General features: G+C 64.0%; 18 protein-coding genes. 6 read left to right on the top strand and 12 right to left on the bottom strand.

All coding sequences use genetic code 11. From position 1 onward, the window contains the following. Window positions 1–38: 38 nt before the first annotated feature. From P4U43_RS10390 to P4U43_RS10400, 3 genes are all read right to left on the bottom strand, one after another. Window positions 39–1,403 (bottom strand): sensor histidine kinase, encoded by a 1,365-nt coding sequence (locus P4U43_RS10390; RefSeq protein WP_277358676.1) that lies wholly within the window; start codon window positions 1,401–1,403, stop codon window positions 39–41. 102 nt (window positions 1,404–1,505) lie between these two features. Continuing rightward, entirely contained in the window at window positions 1,506–2,327 is an 822-nt protein-coding gene (locus P4U43_RS10395) for a GAF domain-containing protein (RefSeq protein WP_277358677.1), read from the bottom strand. Window positions 2,328–2,399: 72 nt separating this feature from the next. Then, window positions 2,400–2,981, bottom strand: coding sequence for a sigma-70 family RNA polymerase sigma factor (locus P4U43_RS10400; protein ID WP_277358678.1), 582 nt, complete (start codon window positions 2,979–2,981; stop codon window positions 2,400–2,402). A 260-nt stretch (window positions 2,982–3,241) separates the two neighbouring features. Here P4U43_RS10400 and P4U43_RS10405 point away from each other — a divergent pair, with 260 nt between their 5' ends. After that, entirely contained in the window at window positions 3,242–4,732 is a 1,491-nt protein-coding gene (locus P4U43_RS10405; RefSeq protein WP_277358679.1) for a glyceraldehyde-3-phosphate dehydrogenase, read from the top strand. Window positions 4,733–4,936: 204 nt separating this feature from the next. After that, window positions 4,937–5,266, top strand: a complete 330-nt coding sequence (locus tag P4U43_RS10410; protein ID WP_157358981.1) for a hypothetical protein — start codon at window positions 4,937–4,939, stop codon at window positions 5,264–5,266. Here P4U43_RS10410 and P4U43_RS18140 read toward each other — a convergent pair. The 5 genes from P4U43_RS18140 to P4U43_RS10430 form a co-directional block, all read right to left on the bottom strand. Then, window positions 5,256–5,360 (bottom strand): MFS transporter small subunit, encoded by a 105-nt coding sequence (locus tag P4U43_RS18140; RefSeq protein ID WP_449658169.1) that lies wholly within the window; start codon window positions 5,358–5,360, stop codon window positions 5,256–5,258. The two genes, P4U43_RS10410 and P4U43_RS18140, sit on opposite strands and share 11 nt — an antisense overlap. Before the next feature lie 7 nt (window positions 5,361–5,367). Continuing rightward, window positions 5,368–6,750, bottom strand: a complete 1,383-nt coding sequence (locus tag P4U43_RS10415; protein WP_056544968.1) for an OFA family MFS transporter — start codon at window positions 6,748–6,750, stop codon at window positions 5,368–5,370. Between the two features lie 150 nt (window positions 6,751–6,900). After that, window positions 6,901–8,973, bottom strand: a complete 2,073-nt coding sequence (gene malQ, locus P4U43_RS10420; RefSeq protein ID WP_277358680.1) for a 4-alpha-glucanotransferase — start codon at window positions 8,971–8,973, stop codon at window positions 6,901–6,903. A 100-nt stretch (window positions 8,974–9,073) separates the two neighbouring features. Further along, window positions 9,074–11,242 carry an FG-GAP-like repeat-containing protein gene (locus P4U43_RS10425; protein ID WP_277358681.1) on the bottom strand — a complete coding sequence of 723 codons (2,169 nt, stop codon included), beginning with the start codon at window positions 11,240–11,242 and terminating at the stop codon, window positions 9,074–9,076. A gap of 266 nt (window positions 11,243–11,508) precedes the next feature. Beyond that, window positions 11,509–13,698, bottom strand: a complete 2,190-nt coding sequence (locus tag P4U43_RS10430; RefSeq protein ID WP_277358682.1) for an FG-GAP-like repeat-containing protein — start codon at window positions 13,696–13,698, stop codon at window positions 11,509–11,511. Window positions 13,699–13,909: 211 nt separating this feature from the next. Between P4U43_RS10430 and P4U43_RS10435 the strand changes: the two genes are divergently transcribed. Further along, window positions 13,910–15,841 carry an acyl-CoA dehydrogenase family protein gene (locus P4U43_RS10435; protein WP_277358683.1) on the top strand — a complete coding sequence of 644 codons (1,932 nt, stop codon included), beginning with the start codon at window positions 13,910–13,912 and terminating at the stop codon, window positions 15,839–15,841. Window positions 15,842–15,844: 3 nt separating this feature from the next. On the opposite strand, the gene P4U43_RS10440 is transcribed toward P4U43_RS10435, so the two are convergent. Beyond that, window positions 15,845–16,393, bottom strand: a complete 549-nt coding sequence (locus tag P4U43_RS10440) for an acyl-CoA thioesterase (RefSeq protein WP_277358684.1) — start codon at window positions 16,391–16,393, stop codon at window positions 15,845–15,847. Window positions 16,394–16,537: 144 nt separating this feature from the next. On the opposite strand from P4U43_RS10440, the gene putP reads away from it, so the two are divergent. Beyond that, a complete protein-coding gene (gene putP / locus P4U43_RS10445) occupies window positions 16,538–18,037 on the top strand; it encodes a sodium/proline symporter PutP (RefSeq protein ID WP_277358685.1) in 1,500 nt (499 codons plus the stop codon). A 109-nt stretch (window positions 18,038–18,146) separates the two neighbouring features. Here putP and P4U43_RS10450 read toward each other — a convergent pair whose 3' ends face one another. Next, window positions 18,147–19,226 carry a DNA polymerase IV gene (locus tag P4U43_RS10450; RefSeq protein WP_449658170.1) on the bottom strand — a complete coding sequence of 360 codons (1,080 nt, stop codon included), beginning with the start codon at window positions 19,224–19,226 and terminating at the stop codon, window positions 18,147–18,149. Between the two features lie 133 nt (window positions 19,227–19,359). On the opposite strand from P4U43_RS10450, the gene P4U43_RS10455 reads away from it, so the two are divergent. Continuing rightward, entirely contained in the window at window positions 19,360–20,193 is an 834-nt protein-coding gene (locus P4U43_RS10455) for an aldo/keto reductase (RefSeq protein ID WP_277358686.1), read from the top strand. A 71-nt stretch (window positions 20,194–20,264) separates the two neighbouring features. On the opposite strand, the gene P4U43_RS10460 is transcribed toward P4U43_RS10455, so the two are convergent. Then, window positions 20,265–20,912, bottom strand: a complete 648-nt coding sequence (locus P4U43_RS10460) for a pyridoxine/pyridoxamine 5'-phosphate oxidase (RefSeq protein WP_277358687.1) — start codon at window positions 20,910–20,912, stop codon at window positions 20,265–20,267. A 68-nt stretch (window positions 20,913–20,980) separates the two neighbouring features. Here P4U43_RS10460 and P4U43_RS10465 point away from each other — a divergent pair, with 68 nt between their 5' ends. Next, window positions 20,981–21,778 (top strand): phosphatase PAP2 family protein, encoded by a 798-nt coding sequence (locus P4U43_RS10465; protein ID WP_277358688.1) that lies wholly within the window; start codon window positions 20,981–20,983, stop codon window positions 21,776–21,778. Window position 21,779: 1 nt separating this feature from the next. Here the strand turns inward: P4U43_RS10465 and P4U43_RS10470 are convergent. Beyond that, a partial coding sequence (locus tag P4U43_RS10470) for a thiamine pyrophosphate-requiring protein (RefSeq protein ID WP_318533023.1) occupies window positions 21,780–23,628 on the bottom strand: 1,849 nt, incomplete at its 5' end.

A 23,628-nucleotide genomic window follows, 5' to 3' on the forward strand; every position in this document is an offset into this window, starting at 1 on the left:
CGGTGGAGGGGGGAAGGTCGGTTGGATTCGTGGGTTGCTCACTGCAGCGGGAAGCGGGCACGTACCCGCCAGCCGCCGTCGGAACGGGGACCGATCTCAGCCGTGCCGCGGTGCAGAGCAACGCGTTCGCGGATACCCTGCAGCCCGTAACCGGAGCCGGCCGCCACGCGCTGCCGAGGCCTTCCGTTGTCCACGGTTTCCAGTTCTACCCAGCGCTGCTCGCCCGTGCGTCCGGTGCGCAGCGTCATCACCGCGGCCGAGGCTGTGGAGTGCCGGCGGACGTTCGTCAATGATTCCTGCGCTGTCCGGTACAGCGACAACGCGAGCGGTGCAGAGACCTCATCGAGTGCCCCCGGCACGTCCTCCACCCTCGAGAAGGTGACTTCGGGGCCGCCGTCCTGCTGGTTCCCGGCCAGAGCCGCGATGTCGGCGAGTCCGGGCTCCGGATGGCGACCGTCGTCGTCGTTGTGGGGGTTCTGTACTGACGTCTCGGACCGGAGCACGCCGAGCAGGTTGCGCATGTCGGTGACGGCCTGGCGGCTGGCCTGCTCGATGGTGCGCAAGGACTCGGCGGCGACCTCCGGTTTCCGGTCCATCACCCGGCGTGCGGCAGCGGCCTGCACACCGATGACCGACACGTGGTGTGCAACGACGTCGTGCAGTTCGCGGGCAATGCGCAGCCGCTCCTCGATGACCGCACGGCGTGCAAGTTCTGCTGACTGCCTGGCGATCTGCGTTGCCTGGTCGGCCAGTTGCGTCCGCTGGAGAGCATTGCGCCAGGAGGACATGCCCGCCAGGATGGCGCCGCCGAAATAGGCGAAGTTCACCATGAAGTAGTAGAGCGCCGCGGAGGTCAGTGGGTCGAAGATCCCGCGCCAGGTCTCGTCCCCCTCTGCCACCCGCTCCAACAGTCCGTCATACGTATTCGCGACCGTCAGCGAGAGGATGAGCCACAGCGTCATGGCGACCACAACAACCGTGGTTCCGAGCCACAGCACCCTGCGGTCCTTCGCCCAGGCAACCGCCGAGTACAGCGACGCGAAGTACGCCACCTGATAGGAGAGCTGCAGTGAGAGCGCCGGAATCCAGAGGCTGAGGATGATGAACAGCGCTGACATGACGAGCATGACCAGCACCGGAAAGCGCCGCCTGAACACGAGCGGGAAGATCATCAGGGCAAGAACCGCGTGCTGGAGCCAGACTGGGCTGCGCTCCTCGGCCATAGCCCCTACGCCGCGGCTCAGTTCCAGTGCGAGGGCGCTCACCAGGAAGAAAATGACGACGCCGATCACATCCCGGCGCAGGTGGTCACCGGTAGGGCCGGGCCGCTCCCACCGCCGCTCCTCGGAGTCCAACCCGAAGGTGAGCCGTTTGAGTATCTTCACCATGTTGACGTGCAGCACCCTCCGCATTGTTCCTGCGCCAGTGTAGCCAGCGGAGGCGCAGGACCGGCTCCCCCGGACGGTCTAGTTCGTTTGGATGAGGGCCTGCTGTGGATCCCGCAGCTAGCAGTAGCTCGCTTCAAGTTCGCGCTGCGCCTGGCCGGCCAACATGCGCAGGGCCATTTCATCCTCCAGGGAGAAGGCACGCGGCTTGTCATCGATGATGCAGAGGGACCCGATGCGCCACCCCTCGGGACCGGTGAGCGGATAGCCCGCGTAGAAGCGGATGTGCGGCTGTTCGAGCACCAGCGGGTTTGTCCGGAACTGCTCATGCACCAGCGCATCCCTCACCACGAGCATGCGCTCCTCCCCGATAGTCTCGTTGCAGAAGGAGATGTCCCGCGGCACGTTCTGGCCGATTGGTCCCGTCACCGACTTGATGAACTGCTGATGCTCGCCGATCAGCGCCAGGGATGCGGAACTCACGCCGAACACCCGCTGCGCTTCGCGGGTGATCCGGTCAAACCGCTCTTCCGCGGGCGTTCCGAGGAGGCCCGTCTGTGTCAGTGAGTCGAGCCGGCGCCGCTCCGCGTCAGCGCCTTCAAGATACGCGTACGACGACGTCACGAACCTTCGCAGCGCAGCATCCGTGCAGCTCTCGAAACTGCTCTCCGTGATCACCCCGGTAGCCAGGGATACGTCGTCCGTCGAGTAGGCGGCGCGCCGGGCAGGCGAACTGACGCCGTCGAGTGTCTCGTTCACGGCGTGCGACACCATGTCCCGCTGAAGTTCGTCAATCAGCGCCAGGCCGGAGAGGTAGGCCTGGAATTCCACGCGATCGCACCAACCGCCCAGGTTGGTGTAACCCGTCCATACGTCATCGAGATCGAGAGCCGTATCAGCTACCGCACGGGCGGTGAACCACTGCTGCAGATAGGGATTCATTGCCGCCTTCCAGCTATCCGTTTTACACATGCTTGGAGCCGGGTCCAGCGGACCCGGTAGAGATCCATTGTGCTACCTCGAGCGCGCTCCGTAGCCATCGGCTTCCATTGCGTGGCGCAGGCACACCAGTCCGGACTGGATACGGGACTTGGCGGTCGGAACTTTCACCTGCAGAGCTTCAGCCACTTCGGTGTAGGTGAGACCGCCGTAGTAGGCAAGCCTGATCGCTTCCGCCTGCAGGTCAGTCAGGGAGGAGAGGCAGCGTTTCACGCTCTCGCTCATGAGGGTGTGATGAACCCGCTCATCCACGGGCTCCTGAACGAAGTATTCCTTCTGCGCGTACTGCGCATCCCGTGCCACCGACCGTTGCTCGCTGCGCACACGGTCCACCGCACGCCTGTGTGCAAGCGTGAAGATCCAGGCCTCAGGGGAACCGAGCTCGGCTTTGTACCGGTCAGCAGAGACCCACAGCATCAGGAACACTTCCTGGACCACTTCGGCAGAGATCGCGTGGTTACGCACAACACGCAGCACCAGTCCATGGACCCGCTTGGAAATCTGTTCATAGAGCCCGGCGAAAGCGCTCTGGTCCCCCTCCGCCACACGAAACAGCAGATCGCTGAGCGTCTCTGTGCCTGGTCCTGCTTTGTGCATCGCTACCCCGTCTATCGCGACGACGGCGCAGGAAGCGACGTCGACCGTTCACCGCTGATGCCGCCGAGTACGAGCCGGCCGCACAGGCATCCCCCGATATGCCGTTCATCACAGAGCCTAACAACATCCGGCGTAAATCCGCGCCCCGTGTGGCGCACGGGCCATCTCGCGGCCTCCCGCGTTCCGTCCGCGTCGCAGGGTCAGTATCCTAGATTTACGTCACCGCCGGACACCCCGGCGAAAGAGAGGACCTGATCATCGTGGATCACAAACCTTCCGTCACCCGCGACACCTGGATGAGCCGGGAGGCTCTCGCCGAAGGGATGATTCCCGTCATCGGCCGCCTCTACCGCGAGAACAACGTGGTGACCAGCATCCATGGACGCAGCCTTATCAACAAGTCCACCATGGGCATTCTCAAGGCACACCGGTTCGCGCGCCGCATGAGCAAGGAAGAGCTGCTCCTCGAAGAGACCGCACCTCTGCTGCGTACGCTCGCCGACCTGGAGTTGGGAGCAGCAGCCATTGATGTCGCCCGCCTGGCCCAGAAGTACAGGTCGCATCAGGAGGAGGGCGGCACCTCCTCCTTGGAGGAATTCCTCCGTGCAGAACTCGCCGACGTCGTCGGGAAGCGCGGTGCCGACACACGGACGAGCACCGACGTCGTCCTCTATGGTTTCGGCCGGATTGGACGCCTGGTGGCCCGGCTGCTCATCGAGAAGGCAGGCGGTGGGCACGGACTGTGCCTGCGCGCGATCGTGGTCCGCAAGGGCGCCGACAATGACCTCATGAAGCGCGGAAGCCTGCTGCGCCGAGACTCGGTGCACGGCTCCTTCGAGGGCAGCATCCAGGTGGATGAGGAAACCAACACCATTACCGCCAACGGTGTGCGGATCCAGGTCATCTACTCGAATGATCCATCCACCATCGACTACGCCGCCTACGGCATCAACAACGCGCTTGTCGTCGACAACACCGGCCGCTGGCGTGATGAGGAGGGCCTCGGCCAGCACCTGCAGAGCAAGGGTGTTGCGAAGGTCCTCCTGACTGCACCGGGCAAGGGCGGCCTGAAGAACATCGTCCACGGCATCAATCACACGGACATCGCGGCCGGGGACACCATCGTCACTGCCGCATCGTGCACCACCAACGCCATTACCCCCGTACTGAAGGCGATCAACGACGAGTTCGGCGTAGTGCACGGGCATGTGGAGACGGTGCACTCCTTCACCAATGACCAGAACCTGATCGACAACTTCCACAAGGGCGACCGCCGCGGCCGTTCGGCTGCCCTGAACATGGTCATCACCGAGACGGGTGCGGCCAAAGCCGTGGCCAAGGCTCTGCCCGAACTGCAGGGCAAGCTCACGGGCAGCTCCATCCGCGTACCCACCCCGGACGTCTCCATCGCGATCCTGAACCTGTCGCTTGAGAACGTGACCACCAAGGACGACGTCAACGACTACCTCCGGGAAATGTCGCTGCACTCCGACCTGCGCAAGCAGTTGGACTACATCGATTCCCCTGACGTCGTCTCCACCGACTTCGTCGGTTCACGCCGCTCCGGCACGGTCGACGGCCTCGCAACCATCTGCAATGACAAGAACCTGGTCCTCTACGTCTGGTATGACAACGAGTTCGGCTACAGCTGCCAGGTAGTACGCGTCATGGAGGAGATGGCGGGCGTCCACCCGCCGTCGTTCCCCGCGAAGGAAGCCATCCCGACGGCGGAGCTTGCCTCCACGCGCTGACGTCCGCGCAGAAGCGCCGGTGAATAGCTCCCGTCGACGCAGAAGCGCCGGTGAGTGACACGATCGTGGGGATGTCCCCACGTTCCTGCCACGCACCGGCGCTTTTGCTGTTTCGCTGCTGTCGCGTTGCGCTGCCCTCGACCGCGGCGGCGTCTCCGTTCTAGGGTGAAAGGACGTATACCCGAACAGAATGGAGATTCACCGATGAATGACCTCAGTGAAGTTCGAGAAGGTATGGACGTCATCAATGCCGAGGGCAAGAAGATCGGCACGGTGAAGAGCGTCAAAATGGGTGATCCGCAGGCAGTCACCCCGGAAGGCCAAACGCAGGAGCGAGGCGGACTCGTCAGTTTCCTCGCAGGCGCCTTCAGCACGGAGGAGGTGGACGAGGAACGCGCGCAGCGTCTCCTTCGCCTCGGTTACATCCATGTGGATGGCACCGGCATCGGCAACAACTTCTATGAGGCCGCCGACGCCGTCGAACGAATCGACGACGCCGGCGTACACCTCAGTTCCAGCGCAGCTAGCCGGTAAAGAGCGCGGCAACCCTGGTGAGGGTGGTGAAGATCCCGTAGGCCAGGGGCACTGCAACCAGCGCCCAAACAAAAGTCAGTCGAGCGTTGCTCATTTCCATCTCATGCCTCCATTGCGGGTTCGGCGGTCTTCTTCGGTTCGTGGAATCGTGAGTCCACGGACTTGATCATCAGGTTGGCGATGAATCCGATGATCAGTAGGCCAACCATGGTCAGCAGGGCCGGCTGATAGTCGGCGGCGACAAGCTCTCCGGGGGTGCCTCGTGCATCGAGGAAACCATTCACGATCAGCGGTCCGGCAATACCGGCGGCTGACCAGGCGGTCAGGAGGCGGCCGTGGATTGCACCCACCTCAAACGTGCCGAAGAGATCGCGGAGGTACGCGGGCACCGTGGAGAAGCCGCCGCCGTAGAAGGAAATGATCACGAAGGCCAACAGCACGTAGAGCACCGTGGTGGAGGAGCCTGCGAGAGCAAGAACGGTATAGAGGACAGCGCCGACGCCCAGATAGATCATGTAAATGCGCTTGCGGCCAATGTGGTCGGACAGGGTCGACCATCCGAAGCGACCCGCCATGTTGCCGATGGACAGCAGGCCTACGAAGCCGCCCGCTACAGCCGCGGACACGGCGCTGACGCCGTCTGACTGCCGGAAGAAGTCCTGGATCATTGGGGCAGCCTGCTCAAGAATTCCGATTCCCGCGGTCACGTTGCAGAACAGCGCGATCCAGATCAGCCAGAACTGCTTGGTACGGATGGCGTTCTTCGCGGAAACATTGTCGCTGGTGACCAGTGCACTGGTCTTCCGGGTGCTCGGGTCGAAGCCGTCCGGCCGCCAGTCGGCAGCGGGAACCTTGATGGTGAAGGCTCCGAAGACCATGTAAATGAGGTAGATCACCGCGAGGGTCACGAAGAGCATGCCGACAGCCTCACCGCTGGCGACCCAACCCTCGGTACCCGACTCCGGGTCGAACATCCTCAGCAGCTGGGTGGACAGTGGGCTCGCGATCAGCGCACCGCCGCCAAAGCCCATGATCGCCATTCCGGTAGCCAGTCCCGGCCGGTCGGGGAACCATTTGATCAGTGTGGAGACAGGCGAGATGTAGCCGATACCCAGCCCGATTCCGCCAATCACGCCGTACCCGAGGTATACGAGCCAGAGCTGGTTGGTGAAGATGCCGAGGGCTCCAACGAGGAACCCGCTCACCCAGAACATGGCCGAGGTGAACATGGCCTTGCGCGGACCGTTGCGGTCCACCCACGTGCCCATCACCGCGGCGGACAGTCCGAGCATGACGATCGCTATGGAGAAGATCAGGCCTATCTCAGTCAGGCTCGCATCGAAGTGCTCCACGAGGGCAGTCTTGTAGACGCTGGTGGCGTAAGCCTGGCCGATGCACAGGTGCACCGCGAGTGCCGCGGGCGGGATCAGCCAACGGTTGAATCCGGGTGGAGCTATTGTGTGTTCCCTATCGAGCCAGCTCATGAACGGAATGCCTCTCCCTCTACTTGTGGACGCCGTCGTCCCCTTGGCCCCCACCATGGAATATTGTGCATTAGCTCACATATTGCCTGAGGCAAACAACATCGGTGTGCGGTGAACGGTCACTCTGGTGCGGTAAGCGGTAGAACCGGTTCACCGTTGAAGAGCGCGCACCAGGTCATCGAACCGCTCCAGGTCCGGCAGGTCCTCAACGAGCACGACGCCGGCCGGCCCCGCCAGCGGAACCTGCCAGTTGGGATACTGCTCGGCGGTGGTTCCCGGCTGGTTCTGCGTGCGTTCCTCGCCTACCGCGTCGGTGAGCGCCACCCCGAGCAGCACCGACGGGGTTTGCGCAATGAAGGAGTGCATTGCCTCGACTGTCTCCTGCACGGTCGCGGGCACAGAGCCGGTCGTGGACCGTACAAGCGAAAGCACCCGCTCCTGAGCCTGCCGGTCGGCGGACTTCTCTTCCTCCACAGGCCGGCCCAGCAGACCGAGCTGCTCGCGCAGTTCAACGTGCCTGCCCGCGAGATAGCCCGCGCTCGGCGGCAGGTCATGGGTGGTGACGGTGGTGAGGCACGCCGTCCGGTACTGCTCGGCAGGGCGCGGCTCGTCGTCGTCGTACTCGAACCAGAGGATGGAAGTCCCGAGCACCCCGCGCTCTGCCAGGTACTCCTGGACGCCCGGCTCGAAGACGCCCAGGTCTTCACCGACAACAACGGCACCCGCCCGCGCCGCCTCAAGGGCAAGAATGCCGATGAGCGCCTCATGGTCGTAGTACACGTAAGCGCCGTCGCCGGGCATCGAACCCTGCGGGATCCACCACAGGCGGAACAGGCCGAGGATATGGTCGATCCGGATGCCGCCCGCGTGGCGCAGGATGGTGCGCAGCATGTCTCGGTATGCGGCATAGCCGGACTCTGCGAGCCGCTCCGGGTGCCAGGGCGGCTGCGCCCAGTCCTGGCCCTGCTGATTGAACATGTCCGGCGGCGCGCCGACGCTGATGCCGGACGCCAGAACGTCACGCAGGCTCCAGGCGTCAGCACCTGCGGGGTGAACGCCCACCGCGAGATCATGCATGATGCCGAGGTTCATGCCGGCTTCCATCGCGGCCTGCTGAACGGCTTCGAGCTGCTCGTCGCACAACCACTGCAGCCAGGCGTGGAACTCAATGCGGTCCTCGAGCACGGTCCGCTGTGCCTCAAGGAACTCCGGATCGCTCCACTCCGCAGCACCTTCGGCGAGCGTTTCTGCGAGCGCGGACCACAGGGCGAAGTTCTCCAGCCCGGGACCGGCTTCGGAACGGAAGCGCTGGAACGCCTCCTCCCGCTGCGGCTGCCTTGGGACAGCGAACACGAGTTCGAGTGCCTGCAGCTTGGCAGCGTAACTGGGATCACGGTCAATGATGTCCGCGTTCTCGTTTGCGGCCCGGAACTCTGCCGCCAGATCGTGGATGGTGTGCGCCTGCGCCTCCGGTAGGTCCCCCAACTCGACGACGTTCTCCACGCGCAGGTAGATGGGATTGAAGAACCGGCGCGTTGTCGGCAGGTAGGGGGACGCCTCGACCGGCGGTTTGGGCTGGGCGGCATGAAGCGGGTTGATCAGCACGAACCCGGCGCCCTTGTCAGCTGAGATTTCCGCCAGCCTCGCAAGGTCATCGAGGTCCCCGATGCCCCACGAGGACCGTGACCGCACCGAGTACAGCTGGGCCATCAGTCCCCACGTCCGCGTCAGGGAATCGGCGGTGGTGAGCTTTCTCGGTGTCACAACGAGCGAGCAGTCGGCGGTACCGGATTCGAACCCAACCGTGAGGGTGTGCCAACCAAGCGGGAGATCGAGCGGGATCTCCACCGTGAACCGGCTGACCTCTGTCCCGTTCACCTCCCGGGTGCGTGCGGAACCCGCAGGCAGCGTCCGCTCGGTTCCGTCTTCCAGCAGGACGCGGATGGAGGGCGTGGTGCCGGCCGGCACGGTGACCGGAACTGTGGTGGCGTCACCGTCCCGGATAACGACGGCGGGAGGCAGCGTACGCAGCCACGGCGCACGTTCGGCTTCGCGGAGGGAGGCGGCGACGTCGTCGTTCGTTGCGCAGGGCACACCAAGCGCGGTGAGGACTGCAATCAGCGTTTCATCGCTCACCGTCTGGGGCGTGCCGTCCCAGCCCTTGAAGGTGATTCCGACGCGGTGCTGCTCGGCAAGTTGCTGGAGCGGTGTGAGCTGGGCCATGGTCCTAATCTATTGGCTAGCGGGGCTTGGTGCTCGCACGCCGAGGTCCCCTCCCGCACCCGCGGGAGGGGACCTCGGTTATTCGGTTGTACTCGTTCAGCTACTGCACGATGGTGTAGCCGTTCCAGCCGTTGCCGATCTGGGTACGTGATCCGGAGAAGCCGCCGGCACCATTTCCGTTGTAGAGCCACAGCACTCCGGCGGTGTCCCGCGCGATCAGGTCCCGGGTGGCCCCGGATCCAAAGGCGCCCGGTGCCGTCAGACCGGTCATGGCGTTCCAACCGGTTCCGTAGACAAGGCGGGAAAGGAATCCTCCGGTGCCGTTTCCGCGGTACAGGTAGAGCCTTCCGCTGGCATCGCGGGCAAACAGGTCTGCCCTGGCGTCACCGCTGAAGTCGCCGGTTCCGACGATGGCTGTCATGCCATTCCATCCACTGCCGGGCTGAGTGCGTGTGCCCCAGGTGCCGTTGCCGTTGCCCGGGTAGAGGAAGAGCCGTCCGGCGCCGTCACGGGCCAGCAGATCTACCCCGCCAGTGCCATTGAAGTTACCGGGCGTGACCAGTGCGGTCATCCCCTGCCACCCCTGGCCGATCTGGACGCCATTAGTGATTCTGCCGGTGCCGGTACCGGCGTAGAGCCAGAGCCGTCCGGAGGTGTCCCGGGCCATGATGTCCGAATGCCGGTCGCCGTTGAAATCACCCGGCTGCAGGATGGCGTTCATTGAACCCCACCCGGTGCCGATCAGGACCCGGGCCCCGAAACCGCCGGTGGCAGTTGAGGGGTAAAGGTACAGGCGGCCGCTGGAGTCACGAGCCACGATGTCGGGATTGCCGTCTCCGTTCATGTCCTTTTGCTCGGCGGTGCCGGCAGGAGGCGGTGGTGGCGGCGGCGTCGTTGTTGCGCCGATCCGCCAGGCGAAGGTTGCGTTCGCTCCGGTGTTACCCGCGACGTCGGTAGCCCGGACATTGAAGGTGTAGTTGCCCGCGAGCTGCTGATCGTAAGTGTGTGGCGAAGTGCACGCCCTGAATGTTGCGTTGCTCGGCAGCAGTTGGCATTCGAACGTCGCCGAGGCCTCACCGGTGAAAGTGAACGCGGGGGTTGTATCCGCACTTGGGTTTGACGGGGTACTGGTCAGTGTCGTTGCGGGGGCCGCGGTGTCCACCGTGATGGCAAGCACGCCGGAGTCGAGGGCCGGCGCCGTTTCCGTTGCCGGGATTCTAGCGGCAATCCGGTTGGGACCCGGCAGGAGTGCTGTGGTCGGCACTAGCGAGTAGCTGCCATCGGCCGCTGCGACGGTGGTCACGGTCGTAGCACTTCCGTTGACAATCAGTTGCACCGTGGAGCCAGGCGCGGCCGTACCGGTGAAGGTCGGCGTACTGACATTGGTGATGTTGTCAGTGGTCGAACGCCCGCTGTCGCTCGCCACTGCGAGGTCGGGAGTCGATGGCGCGCCGTCGACGCTCGAGTCGATAACGCCTTGAACGTTGAAGGTGCTGACCCTGAGGACATTCACGCCGGGACCGCCCGCGTTCGGGCCGACAACCTCGACGTAGTTGAAACCGGACGGAGCACCGGTGATGGGACCCGGAGTCGCGATGCTGCCGAGTGCCCCCGCGGGTGCGTTCGTCTGACGGATGAACGGCGCTGTCGTGCCGATTCCACCGTAATCACCCAAGAAGGCGGTCTTCGCTTGGTTGAAGTCGCACGGTGTACCGCAGACACCCTCGTCAATGGTGACTCTGATTTCGGTCGGACGCGCAGTGTCCGCACCCGCCCGGAAAGTGTGCACACCATAGGGATGACTGATCGTGTAGTCGGCGCCATTGACGAGCCCGGTCAACCGGAAACGCAATCGAGCGAAGGCGATCTGGGTACCAGGTGCCGCTTCCTCGCCAGTGTGGGCAGCCTCCAAAGCTGCCTCATACAGTCCGAGATTACCGCCGGCCGCTTCAGCGGCGAACCAGAACGCTTCACCGGGAAAATTTCCGGGGTAAGAGATCGGCTGATCCGGGAATGGCAGTTCAGCCAGGCACCCTTCGGCGGGATCAACGCACAGCTTCAGACGTACGTTTCCGTCCGAGTACCAATCCGGAAAGCCGTCGGCATCCGCCGCTGTGACGGGTGCGAAGGAGACGAGCTCCGCCTGCGCGGGCGCAGCGGCTAGAGGAGCCAGCGCAGTGATGAGCAGTGCGCCGGTGATAACAGATGATGTGAGACGTAGTTGGCGGCGGCCCTTCGGCGGATCCACCGCATTGTGATGGTTGGACATTTCAAAGCTCCCTTGTTGGAAACCGAAACCATGCTTACTACCGGTCTCGGTGTGCCGCCCACTGTGCGCTTCATTCCTTGGGTAATTCTTGGGAAAACATCAAAGTCGTTCTGATAACTCCATCCGTGCCGCTATGATTCGCTTTTCCTACCGGCGAGTAGCTTCTACCCTCGGCTGGATGCACCGATCCTGGGTGGCCTGGGATGCAGAAGATCCCCTCCCGTTGGAACGGAAGGGGATCCCCTGCTCTTCAGTTGGATCACCGCTTACGGTGCGATGGTGAATCCGCCCCAACCGGTGCCGATCTGGGTGCGTGCTCCGGCGAAGCTACCCGTTCCGCTGCCGTTGTAGGCGTAGAGCCTGCCAGTGCCGTCACGAGCCACCAGGTCGCTACTGGTATTTGCAGTGCCCCAGGCACCCGTGCCGGTCATAGTGAATCCGTTCCAGCCGGTTCCGATCTGGGCCCCGGCGTTGAGCCTGCCGGTTCCGGTTCCGGTGTAAAGGAACAGAGCACCACTCGAGTTGCGGGCGATGACATCGGATCGATTGTCGCCGCTGAAGTCTCCGGTGCTGAGGATGGCCGTGAAGCCACCCCATCCGGACCCTGGCTGGGTGCGGGTGCCAAAGCCACTAGCGCCGTTGCCGGGGTAGAGGTACAGCGCGCCGGTGGTGCTGCGAGCCAGCAGGTCTGCTCTGTTGTCTCCGTTGAAGTCGCCCGGTGTGATCAGAGCGTTCATACCGCTCCAGCCGGTGCCGATCAAAGCGCCGCCGTTGATCCGGCCGGTCCCCGTTCCGGTGTAGAGCCAGAGCCTTCCGGACGTGTCGCGGGCCATGATGTCGGACCGTCCGTCGCCGCTGAAGTCACCTGGCTGCAGGATGGCGTTCATTGAACCCCACCCGCTGCCGATGAGAACCCGGGTCCCGAATCCACCTGCGGCAGTCGAGGGGTAGAGGTAGAGATTGCCACCCGAATCACGTGCCACGAGGTCGGGATTGCCGTCCCCGTTCATGTCCTTCTGCTCTGCCGTGCCGGCAGGAGGCGGTGGCGGAGTGGTCGTGGCGCTACCGATCCGCCAACCGTAGGTTGCGTTCGCTCCGGTATTCCCAGCGACATCGGTAGCCCGGACATTGAACGTGAAGTTGCCGGTCAATTGCTGGTCGTAAGTGTGCGGCGATGTGCAGGCACGCCATGTCGCGTTGCTGGGGAGTAACTGGCATTCGAACGTCGCCGACGCCTCACCGGTGAAGGTGAATGCAGGGGTTGTATCGGCGCTGGGATTCGACGGGGTACTGGTTAATGTTGCGGCGGGGGCCGTCCTATCTACAGTGAGCGCCAGGGCCCCGGACACAAGCTCGGAAGTGGTTCCGGCCGCGGGGGTTCTAGCCGTGACACGATTTGCGCCATCGGCGAGTACGTTCGCTGCGTTCGTCGCATTACTCACAGTGATGCTGTAACTGCCCTCCGCCGTCGCGGTAGTGCTGCCAAGAACCCTGGTCCCCGCGAGAAGCTCGACTATGGAGCCAGGCGTGGCCGTGCCGGTGAAGGTCGGCGTATTGACGTTGGTGATGTTGTCAGTGTTCGAGCGCCCGCTGTCGCTCGCCACTGCTAGGTCCGGAGTTGAAGGTGCACCGTCCACACTGGAGTCGATGACGCCCTGGATCGCAAATGTACTCACCCTGAGCACGTTCACACCCGGGCCACCTGCGTTCGGGCCTACAACCTCGACATAGTTGAATCCGGATGGAGCACCGGTGATGGGACCCGGAGCAGCGATGCTGCCCAGGGCTCCCGCGGGTGCGTTCGTCTGACGGATGAACGGCGCTGTCGACCCGATTCCACCGTAATCACCCAAGAAGGCGGTCTTCGCTTGGTTGAAGTCACACGGCGTACCGCAGACACCCTCGTCAATAGTCATGTTGATGTCGTTGGGACGCGCGGTGTTGTGGCCGGCCCGGAAAGTGTGCACGCCGTAAGGATGACTGATCGTGTAGTCGGCGCCATTGACGAGACCGGTCAACCGGAAGCGCAGCCGGGAGAAGGCGATCTGGGTCCCCGGTGCCGCTTCCTCACCGGTGTGAGCGGCCTCCAAAGCTGCCTCATACAACCCGAGGTTTCCACCGGCCGCTTCCGCAGCGAACCAGAACGCCTCACCGGGGAAATTACCGGGATAGGAGATCGGCTGATCCGGGAAAGGCAATTCGGCCAAACAGCCCTCGGCCGCGTCGACACACAGCTTGAGACGGACATTCCCGTCTGAGTACCAGTCCGGGAAACCGTCGGAGTCGGCGGTCGTAACGGGCGCAAAGGAAACGAGTTCGGCATTCGCCGGTTGTGCTGCCAGCGGTGCAAGCGCAACGACCAGCATCGCGCCTGCCAACACCGAGGCAGTGACTTTCTTGGGATGATGCGTGCGGCGCCCCGTGGCGGGACCAGCCGCCGGTTGATGGATTGACATTGTGAGCTCCCTCGTGTGAGACCGAAACCATGCTTACTACCGGCTCGGTTCAGAAAGGTTGCGTCGTGCTCCTTGGACATTCCTTGGGAAATGATAAGGACTGTTCTTTTAACTCGGATTGTGACGGTAGGATTCCGTTTTCCTACTGGGGAGTAGCATTTACCCATGGCCGGGTTCCGGCTGGCGGAGCCTGCCGTTGAAGGGGGCTGCCATGAGCGCCGAAGCACTTCAGGACAACGTCAACGAGCGCACGTCCCGGGAGGTGGCAGAATCCGCCCGGGAAACGGAATGGAACCGGCCCAGCTTCGCAAAAGGCCTCTATCTGGGCCGCTGCGACATCTCCCTCATACACCCGCACCCCACTTCTTCACATGCTTCTTCACATGCCGACGACGACGGCGAGGAGTTCCTCGCACAGCTCACCTCGCTGCTGGCCACGATGGACGGTCAGCGAATCGAGGGGGACTCGCAAATCCCGGACGAGTACCTTCGGGACCTCGCCGGACTCGGCGTTTTCGGCATCAAGATTCCCAAGGAATACGGTGGTCTGGGCCTGTCACTGGCCTACTACGGGCGCGCACTGATGCTGCTCACCTCCGTTCACCCAAGCCTCGGTGCGCTGATCTCAGCGCACCAGTCCATCGGAGTGCCTGAACCCGTGCGTATGTTCGGCACCGACGAGCAAAAGCAGGAGTACCTCCCCCGTTGCGCAACCGGCGCAATTTCGGCCTTCCTGCTCACGGAGCCGGACGTCGGATCTGACCCCGCCCGCATGAACGCAACAGCAACCCGTAACGACGACGACGGCACCTACGTCCTCAACGGCAGCAAACTCTGGACCACCAACGGAGTGATTGCCGAGCTGATCGTGGTGATGGCGAAGGTGCCTCCGCACAGCGGCGGTCGGGGAGGCATCTCCGCTTTCGTCGTGGAGGCGGACGCCGCAGGGATCACGGTGACGCATCGGAATGCCTTCATGGGCCTGCGCGGTATCGAGAACGGTGTTACCCGGTTCGAGAACGTCAGAATCCCGATCGGGAACCGGCTGGGCAGGGAAGGCCAGGGACTCAAGATCGCACTCTCCACCCTGAACACCGGGCGGCTCTCCATTCCCGCAAACTGCGCGGCCGCGGGTAAATGGTCGCTGAAGATCGCGCGCGAATGGTCGAGCGAACGAGTCCAGTGGGGCCGGCCCATCGGCAGACACGAGGCAGTCGCACAGAAGATTTCCTTCATCGCGGCAACCGCTTTCGCCCTCGAGTCCGTCTTCGAACTATCCGCAGCACTTGCTGATTCCGGGCAAAAGGATGTTCGTATTGAAGCTGCGTTGGCGAAACTGTGGTCCAGCGAAATGGCCTACCGGATCGCTGATGAACTGATGCAGATCCGCGGCGGTCGAGGTTATGAGAGCGCAGCTTCCCTCAAGGCGCGCGGGGAACGGGCCGTCCCGGTGGAACAGCAGCTGCGGGACTTGCGCATCAACCGGATCTTCGAAGGTTCCTCGGAGATCATGCACTTGCTCATCGCCCGTGAGGCAGTCGACGCGCACCTTGCGGCGGCAGGTGACCTGGCGTCGTCGGACGCTGACCTCAAAGCGAAGGCGAAGGCGGCGGCGGGCGCCAGCAGCTTCTACGCGGGGTGGCTTCCGCACCTTCTTGCCGGGCCCGGCTTGTCGCCGCGCTCCTACTCCGATTTCGGACGGCTCGCCGGGCATGTGCGTTACGTTGAGCGGTCATCCCGGCGCCTTGCCCGCCACACCTTCCTCGGCATGGCGCGGTGGCAGGCGAAGCTTGAGCACCGGCAGGTGTTCCTCGGAAGGATTGTGGACATTGGAGCGGAACTGTTTGCGATGGCAGCTACGTGCTCCCATGCCAAGCACCTTGAGGGGCAGGGCCGTCGGGAGGCAGGCGAGCTTGCCGAGGTGTTCTGCCGGCAAGCACGGATGCGGATCGAGCAGCTTTTCACCGACCTGTGGAGGAACACTGACAACTCGGACACGCGCCTCGCGGGGAAGGTGCTCGATGGCCGCCATACGTGGCTTGAAGAGGGCGTCCTTGACCAGTCCGAAGGAACCGGCCCCTGGATTGCCGATCACCCGGTGGGCACAGCCGGCGGAGAAAATCTGCACCGGAACTACCGCTGAAAATTACCGAACCCAGTCGTGGAGGGCAGGACGCCGGGTGCTGGGGAGCGCGGTATTGATGCGCCACTCATGAATCCACTCCGGAAGCGCCATGTCCGCCGGCGGATTGCCCATCGCTTCGAAGATTTCGGCATTCGACACCGGTCCTTTTGAGCTGAGCAGGCGGGTGGCAATGTACGCGCGGGCGTAGATCTCGCCGCCATGCACCATGCGCTGCTCAAAGTAGATGGCGCGCTCATCGAAGCCCATGATCCGCGTCTCGATGGTGTAGCGCTGACCGAGCTGGAGTGACTTCCGAAAAGTGATTGTCTCGGCGTTGACCACGGGCGTCCAGCCCTTACGGCGCATGAGCTTCCAGATGCCACTTCTGATCATGAGGTCGAACCTGCCCAGGTCCATCAGGGAGAGGTACATGCCGTTGTTCACGTGCATCGCAATGTCGATGTCCGTCAATTGAACGCGTTGCGGGAGGGAGGTTGAATCCCAGATGCTCACCTTCGCCCGGCGGCGTGAGGCAAACAGAAGCCAGAGGGTCCGAAATAACAGGTGCATTGTCCTATATTACCCGCGGGTAACTTCTCTTTTTTGTGCAGAAATCACGGTGAACCAGGTCACTTTATTAGCCAAACTGGGTGCTGGCTTGGAATAGTGGGCGGCTGCACTCAGCCAGTTCCAAGAATTCTGTGAAAGGAACCCATGACTGACCAGACCTTCCAATACCTTGCCATGGCGCTCTACATGGCCGCCATGCTGGGAATCGGCTGGTACGCGTACCGGAAAACGTCCGATCTCGATGATTACATGCTCGCCGGCCGCGGCCTCAAGCCCGGGGTAGCTGCGCTCAGCGCCGGCGCCTCCGATATGTCGGGGTGGCTGCTGCTCGGACTGCCGGGCGCTATCTATCTATCAGGCCTGATTGAGGTCTGGATTGCCATTGGCCTGACCATCGGAGCCTGGCTGAACTGGAAGTTCGTGGCTCCGCGGCTGCGCAGCTACACCGAGGTGTCCAACAACTCGATCACCGTGCCGAGCTTCCTGGAAAACCGGCTTAAGGACCGCTCACGCGTTCTCCGCGTTGTCTCCGGCGTCATCATTCTGGTGTTCTTCACGTTCTACGTGTCCTCGGGCATGGTTGCAGGCGGTGTCTTCTTCGAGTCCTCCTTCAACTCCAGCTACACCCTCGGCATGATCCTGGTTGCAGCGGTCACCATCTCCTACACGCTGTTCGGCGGATTCATGGGAGCCACCTTCACTGACGTGGCGCAGGGAATCCTCATGCTCATTGCGCTGATCGTCGTTCCGATTATCGGGTTCGTTCAGGTTGGCGGATTCACCGGACTGACCGACTCCATCCGCGCCATCGATCCGTCGATGCTCGAGTTCGTAGCCGGCGGGTCCATCCTCGCCATCATCTCCGCCGCAGCGTGGGGCCTTGGCTACTTCGGCCAGCCGCACATCATCGTCCGCTTCATGGCGCTGCGTTCCCCGCAGGATGCCACGGCCGGCCGCCGGATCGGCATCAGCTGGATGATCCTCACCGTTCTCGGCGCCGTTGCCACCGCCCTTGTGGGCATCGCGTACTTCGAGCAGAACCCGCAGCTGACGCTCGAGGACCCCGAGGCCGTGTTCCTGGCGCTGTCGCAGGCGTTCTTCCACCCCTTCGTGGCAGGCATTGTCCTGGCGGCCGTCCTCGCAGCGATCATGAGCACCATCTCCTCGCAGCTCGTCGTGTGCTCTTCCGCGCTCGTTGAGGACCTCTACAACATGGTCTCGAAGCGGAACCTGACCGCCAAGCAGGGGGTCGTCCTCGGCCGTCTCGGCGTGCTGGTGGTCGCGATCGTCGCGATCGTCCTCGCCTCGGGCCGCAACGAATCGATCCTCGCGCTCGTCGCCTTCGCCTGGGCAGGCTTCGGTGCGTCCTTCGGCCCCACCGTGCTGCTCTCGCTCTTCTGGCGGAAGCTAACCATGCCGGGCGCGCTGTCCGGGATGATCGTCGGCGCCGTCGTCGTCTTCGCCTGGGGCAACTCCCCGCTGGCGGCCACGATGTATGAGATCGTGCCGGCGTTCTTCGCCAACCTGATTGTCGCCGTCGTAATCAGCCGCCTGACCTGGAAGCCGAACGCGGAGATCGAAGCCGAGTTCGACGCAGCGGTACGCGGCGTCTCCGAGCGCAAGGAACCGGTCACGGTTTCCTAGTTACCTTCGCTCGATCGCATGACCAGCGGCTCCCCGGTTGCTTCCGCTTCCGGGGAGCCGCTGCTGTTGAAGGAGCAGGCTCCAGGTCAAGCGCACGACGGCGGCGCACTCACCAACCGCTGCGCGTTGGCGTATGTCCCTTCCGGGCTTCCTCCGGCATGGACATTTCGGCCCGGAAACCAAGTAGCCGGATCGGCCGGTCGGGCTCGATCTTCGCAACAAGGTCAAACGCACCGGCAAGCACGAGGTCACGGTCGAACGTCTCGTGGATTCGCTTGGCGTACGTCTTGGTGAAAAAGGGCGCGTACCGCACCTTGAGGGTCAGCCCGATCACCGGCCGGCCCTCGGCGATGACATCCTCAAGCACATGGGCCACGAGTTCCCGTACGGCGTCATCCACCTGTGCAGGCTCGGTCAGATCCTGTTGGTAGGTCGTTTCCCTGCTGTGCCCACGGGCAACCCACGGGGTGTCATCAACCACCCGCTCGCCGTCCCCGCGTCCCAGCTGCGCGTACCAGGGACCCATCTTCGGGCCGAACTCAGGAACGAGGTCACCCGGATTGGAGGCGGCGAGCTCAGCAACCGTTGTGATGTTGAGCGTCGCGAGGCGGCGGGATACTTTCGGTCCCACGCCCCACAGGTCAATGGTTGGCCGGCTACCCATCACCTCCAGCCAGTTCTCCTTCGTGAGACGGAAGACGCCGGCGGGTTTGGCGAAACCGGTAGCAACCTTAGCCCGCACCAGAGTGTCTCCGACCCCCACGCTGCAGTGCAGCTGCGAAGCGTCCAGCACCGCCTGCTGCACCCGCCGCGCGTAGGTTTCGGGTTCATCGGTTGTCACACCGACGAAGGCTTCGTCCCACCCCAACACCTGAACGGTGGCCTCCGGTTGGGCCCGCAGCGCCGCCATAACGGTGTCGGAAGCGGCCAGATACGCCTCGGAGTCCACTGGCAGGATCACCGCTTCGGGCACTTTCCGGGCTGCGATGCGCAGGGGCATGCCGGACCCCACTCCGAACGCACGGGCTTCGTAGGACGCGGTGGAGACCACGGCCCGCTCGGTCGGATCTCCGCGGCCGCCCACGATCACCGGTTTGCCCGCCAGCTCGGGCCGCCGCAACACTTCGACGGCGGCAATGAACTGGTCCAGATCGACGTGCAGCACCCAGGTGCTGTGGCCTTGACTCACGGTCCCAGTCTGCCCTCAGGTTCCTTCCGGCACCACCGTTTCTTCCGGCCATAATCGGTCGCCGGATTGACGCATCACGGTCCCAGCTAGAAAGCTGGGAAGAAGTTGCACACCCGAACGATACGAGGAGAACATGACTGACGCAGCGGCACCAACCATAGAGCTCCTCAGCGGTGCATCCATTCCGGTGCTCGGTCTCGGCACCTGGCCGCTTGATGATGAGGAGGCGACCACCGCCGTCGAGCATGCAGTGTCCGTCGGGTATCGCCTCTTCGACACCGCGGAGAACTACGGCAACGAGGCCGGGGTCGGGGAAGGAATCCGGCGGTCCGGGATTGAGCGGGACCAGGTCTTCATCACTACCAAATTCAACAAGCAGTGGCACGGCGTGGACGGCGTCCGGAAAGCCTTCGAGCAGAGTGCGGCCCGGCTGGGCGTCGACTACATCGACCTGCTGCTGGTGCACTGGCCCAACCCGGAGCAGGACCGCTACGTGGACGCGGTCAAAGGACTCGCCGGGTTGCGGGAGGAAGGCCTGATCCGGGCCTTCGGCGTCTCCAACTTCAAGCCCGCCCATCTCGAGCGGGTCCTCGACGCGGGTCTCGTTCCGGAGGTCAACCAGATCCAGCTCGACCCGCGCCACACGCGGCCGGACTCACGGCACTTCCACTCCAAGCACGGGATCGTGACCGAGTCATGGAGCCCATTGGGCAAGGGCAGTGACCTGCTGCAGAGTACCGCCGTGGATCAGCTTGCGGACAAGTACGGCATGACTCCGGCGCAGATTGTGCTGCGCTGGCACATTCAGCTGGGACTGGTGGCCATCCCGAAGTCCGCCAATCCACTGCGCATCAAGCAGAACATCAACCTGTTCGGGTTCGAACTCACCCAGGACGAAGTCGAGTTCCTCTCGGCTCTGGACACCGGCGAGGGCGACATCACGGACTCCGACTCCTTCGGCCACTAGCGTTCAACCGGAAGTTTTGTGCACCTCCGGTGACTTCCGTCGAAGTGGAGTCACCGGAGGTGCACAAAACTTCAGGGCCAGAGGAGCTCGCGCCGCCAGCCCTCGCCGCTGCGCACGTAGAGCAGGCGGGTATGGCGTCGCTCCGGGTCCGCCTGCCAAAACTCCACCCGCTCAGGTGCCACCGTGTAGACAGTCCACGTCGCAGAGCCCTTGTCCTTGATCCCTTCCAGTTCGCGTTCGACGGCGGCGCTCACGGACTCTGAGGGCCGGATAGTTGCGCTTTGCTCGCCGGCGAGCACCAGGGCACGTGCGCTGGGATGACGACGGCGGAAGTCGGCGTCGTTCTCTGCCGCCGTTCCTGGCGTCACGGTGCCACTGACGCGGACCTGCCTGCCGACTGACTGCCAGAAGAAAGTCAGGGCGGCATGCGGTGTATTCCGCAGCTGTCGGCCTTTCGGGCTTTCGCTGCTGGTCGCGAAGGAAAAGCCGCGCTGGTCGAGGTCCTTGAGGATGACAACGCGGGCGGCGGGATGGCCGTCGTCGTCGGTCGTTGAAACGGTGACTGCGTGCGGAGCTGGGACTCCGCCGTCGATCGCGGCGCTGAGCCAGTCGGTGAACAGGTCCAGCGGAGAATTCGGGGCGGCAGCAGTGTTGAATGAGGCCATGTCTGTGGGGAAGACGGGCAGTCCGCGCAGCAGGTTCTGGACCGGTGTGTACATGGTGGCCAGCCTACGCCCGGCGCGTTCGCAGCCCTGCAGGGTTCGGGCCGCGTTGCTAACCTCGAAGGATGTCATTCCAGGACCCGGAGAACGAAGACCATCACGTCGGCACGCGAGACCTTACCCGGTGGACTACCCCGCTCGGCCGGTTCCTCGTCACGTGCGTCCGGAGTGTGGCGCAGTGGATCGGGCCGCGCTGGGCGCTGTTGCTGCTGCTCGTGGTGGGCATCGGCGCTGCTGTGTCCCTCACGGTTGCGTCCGCGGAGGTTTACGAGGCGGTGGTGGAGGAGGACGGGATCGCCGCCCTGGACCGGCCTGCACTCAACGCCGCGCTTGAGCTGCGCGAGCCCTGGCTCAATGGTGCGGCCACAGCGTTCACCCATCTGGGCGGACCGATCGGCATGCCCATCCTTGCTACCTGTGCAGTACTCGCGCTGACCCTGGTCCGCCGGTCCGTCACGCCGCTGATTCTCATGGTTGTCGCCGCGGGAGGTTCCCTGCTGATGACGGTCCTCGGCAAGGATGCCATCGGGCGGCTGCGGCCCGACCTCCAATACGCGGTGCCGCCGTTCGAGATGTCACCGTCATTCCCCAGCGGTCACACCCTGAACGCAGTCGTCATTTCGGGGATCACCGCGTACCTGCTGGTGCTGCGCCAGCATTCAAAGCGGGCGCGGGCGCTGACCATTACTGCCGCCGTCCTCTTTGCCTTCATCATGGGACTCACGCGTGTCTACCTGGGGCACCACTGGGTCACCGATGTCGCCGTGGCGTGGACGCTGGGACTGGCGTGGCTCGCGCTCGTCATCACGGCGCACCGCCTGTTGCTGACGTTCCGCAACTACCGGCGGGAGCGACGGGCGTAGCTCAGTCCCGGGGCTGCGACTCCGCCTCCAGCCTGACGTACTCGCGGAGCAACTCCAGGGCGTGGGAGTTTCCCTCCGTTTCCAGCGCCTCTTCCATTGATTTGGCCAGTTCCTGGCCGGCGGGGAAAGGCGGAAGCAGCGGCACATCGGCGTCCGTGCGGATATCCAGCACATAGGGACGGTCAGCGGCAAGCGCGCGGTCCCAGGCCGGCCCGACGCCATCAGCAGACTCAACCCGCTCCCCGTCCAGGCCGAGCAACTTTGCGTACCCCGAGTAGTCCACGTCAGGCAGTTCCTGGCTGTCCCCGAAGCGCGGTTCAGATTCGGTTTCCCGCTGTTCCCAGCTGACTTCGGCCAGGTCACGGTTGTTGAGGATGCAGATGGCAAAGACCGGGTTTGTCCAGGACTTCCAAAGCCGGCTGACGGTGATGAGTTCGGCCATCCCGGTCATCTGGAAGCCGCCGTCGCCGGTGAGTATCACCAGCGGCCGGTCCGGCGCAGAGAGCTTTGCCGCCAGGCCGTATGGAAGACCGCAACCCATGCTCGCGAGCGTGCTGGAAAGATGTGCCGGCACTCCCGGCGGCAGGTGCAGCTGCCGCGCGTACCAATAGACGCAACTGCCGACGTCGACCGCCACCTGTGCGTTCCCGGGGAGCCGCCCGTTCAGCTCACGGATGGCCCGCTCAGGGTTCACGGGGCTGGCAGCGGTGAAGGCCCTCGCTTCGGAAAGAGTCCGCCACGCGTCGACGTGGCGTTCGACCTCGCCCCGCCACCCGAGACGCTCGTGGACAAGCGGCAGCAGCGCCCGGAGTGACTCGGCGGCGTCCCCCGTCACCGCCACCTCCACGGGGTAGCGGTTTCCGATGGCCTTGGCGTCACTGTCGATCTGCACCGCGCGGGCGGCTCCCGGCGGCGGATAGAACTCCGTCCATGGGTCGTTGGATCCGATGATCAGCAGGGAGTCGCAGTTGGCCATGGCCCATCCGCTGGCGCTTGTCCCCAGATGGCCCATGGTGCCCGCCGCCCACGGCATGGTCTCGTCGACGTACGGTTTGCCGAGCAGGCTGGTAACGACGGCGGCACCCAGCTTCTCAGCGAGCGCCGCCACCTCCGCCTGCGCACCCCGGGCGCCCTGCCCGACCAGCAGCGCAAGTTTTGATCCCGCGTTGAGGAGGGCGGCGGCGTCGTGCACGTCCTGATCCTGCGGGATCACAGTCCCACGGCTCCACAGCGGAGCGGACGGGATCACTCCGTGCTCGTGTTCCAGTTCGGGTGCAGGCTCCTGCTGCACGTCGTGGGGCAAGATGACGACGGCGGGAGACCGGGTTGCGAGCGCTGCCTTGAACGCGCGGTCAATCACCATGGGCGCCTGGTCCGGGCTGTTGACCTGCTGGCGGAAACCGGAGGCGACATCCTTGAACAGGCTCTGCAGGTCGATTTCCTGCTGGTACGCAGAACCCAGTACGGTCTGGCTCTGCTGCCCCACCAATGCAACCACGGGCACGCTGTCCATCCGGGCGTCATACAGGCCGTTGAGCAGGTGCACGGCTCCCGGGCCCTGCGTGGAGAGCACCACGCCAACGCGGCCGGTGTACTTGGCATGGCCAACCGCCATGAAGGCGGCGTTCTCCTCGTGGCGGGCCTGGATGAACTCCGGTGACCCGGCGCGCCGAAGCGCGCCGAGCACCGGGTTGATCCCGTCACCGCTGTAACCGAACACGCGATCGACGCCCCACGCCGCCAACCGCTCAACAACGCCGTCAGCTACCAGCCGGTCCGCCATCAGCCGGCTGTCGGTACCGTTGGCCCGACTGGCCAGCGCAGCAACGCCGCCACCGGTCCGCCGTCGA

The sequence above is a fragment of the Arthrobacter vasquezii genome, from assembly GCF_029455255.1.
GTDB classification, from domain to species: Bacteria; Actinomycetota; Actinomycetes; order Actinomycetales; family Micrococcaceae; genus Arthrobacter_D; species Arthrobacter_D parietis.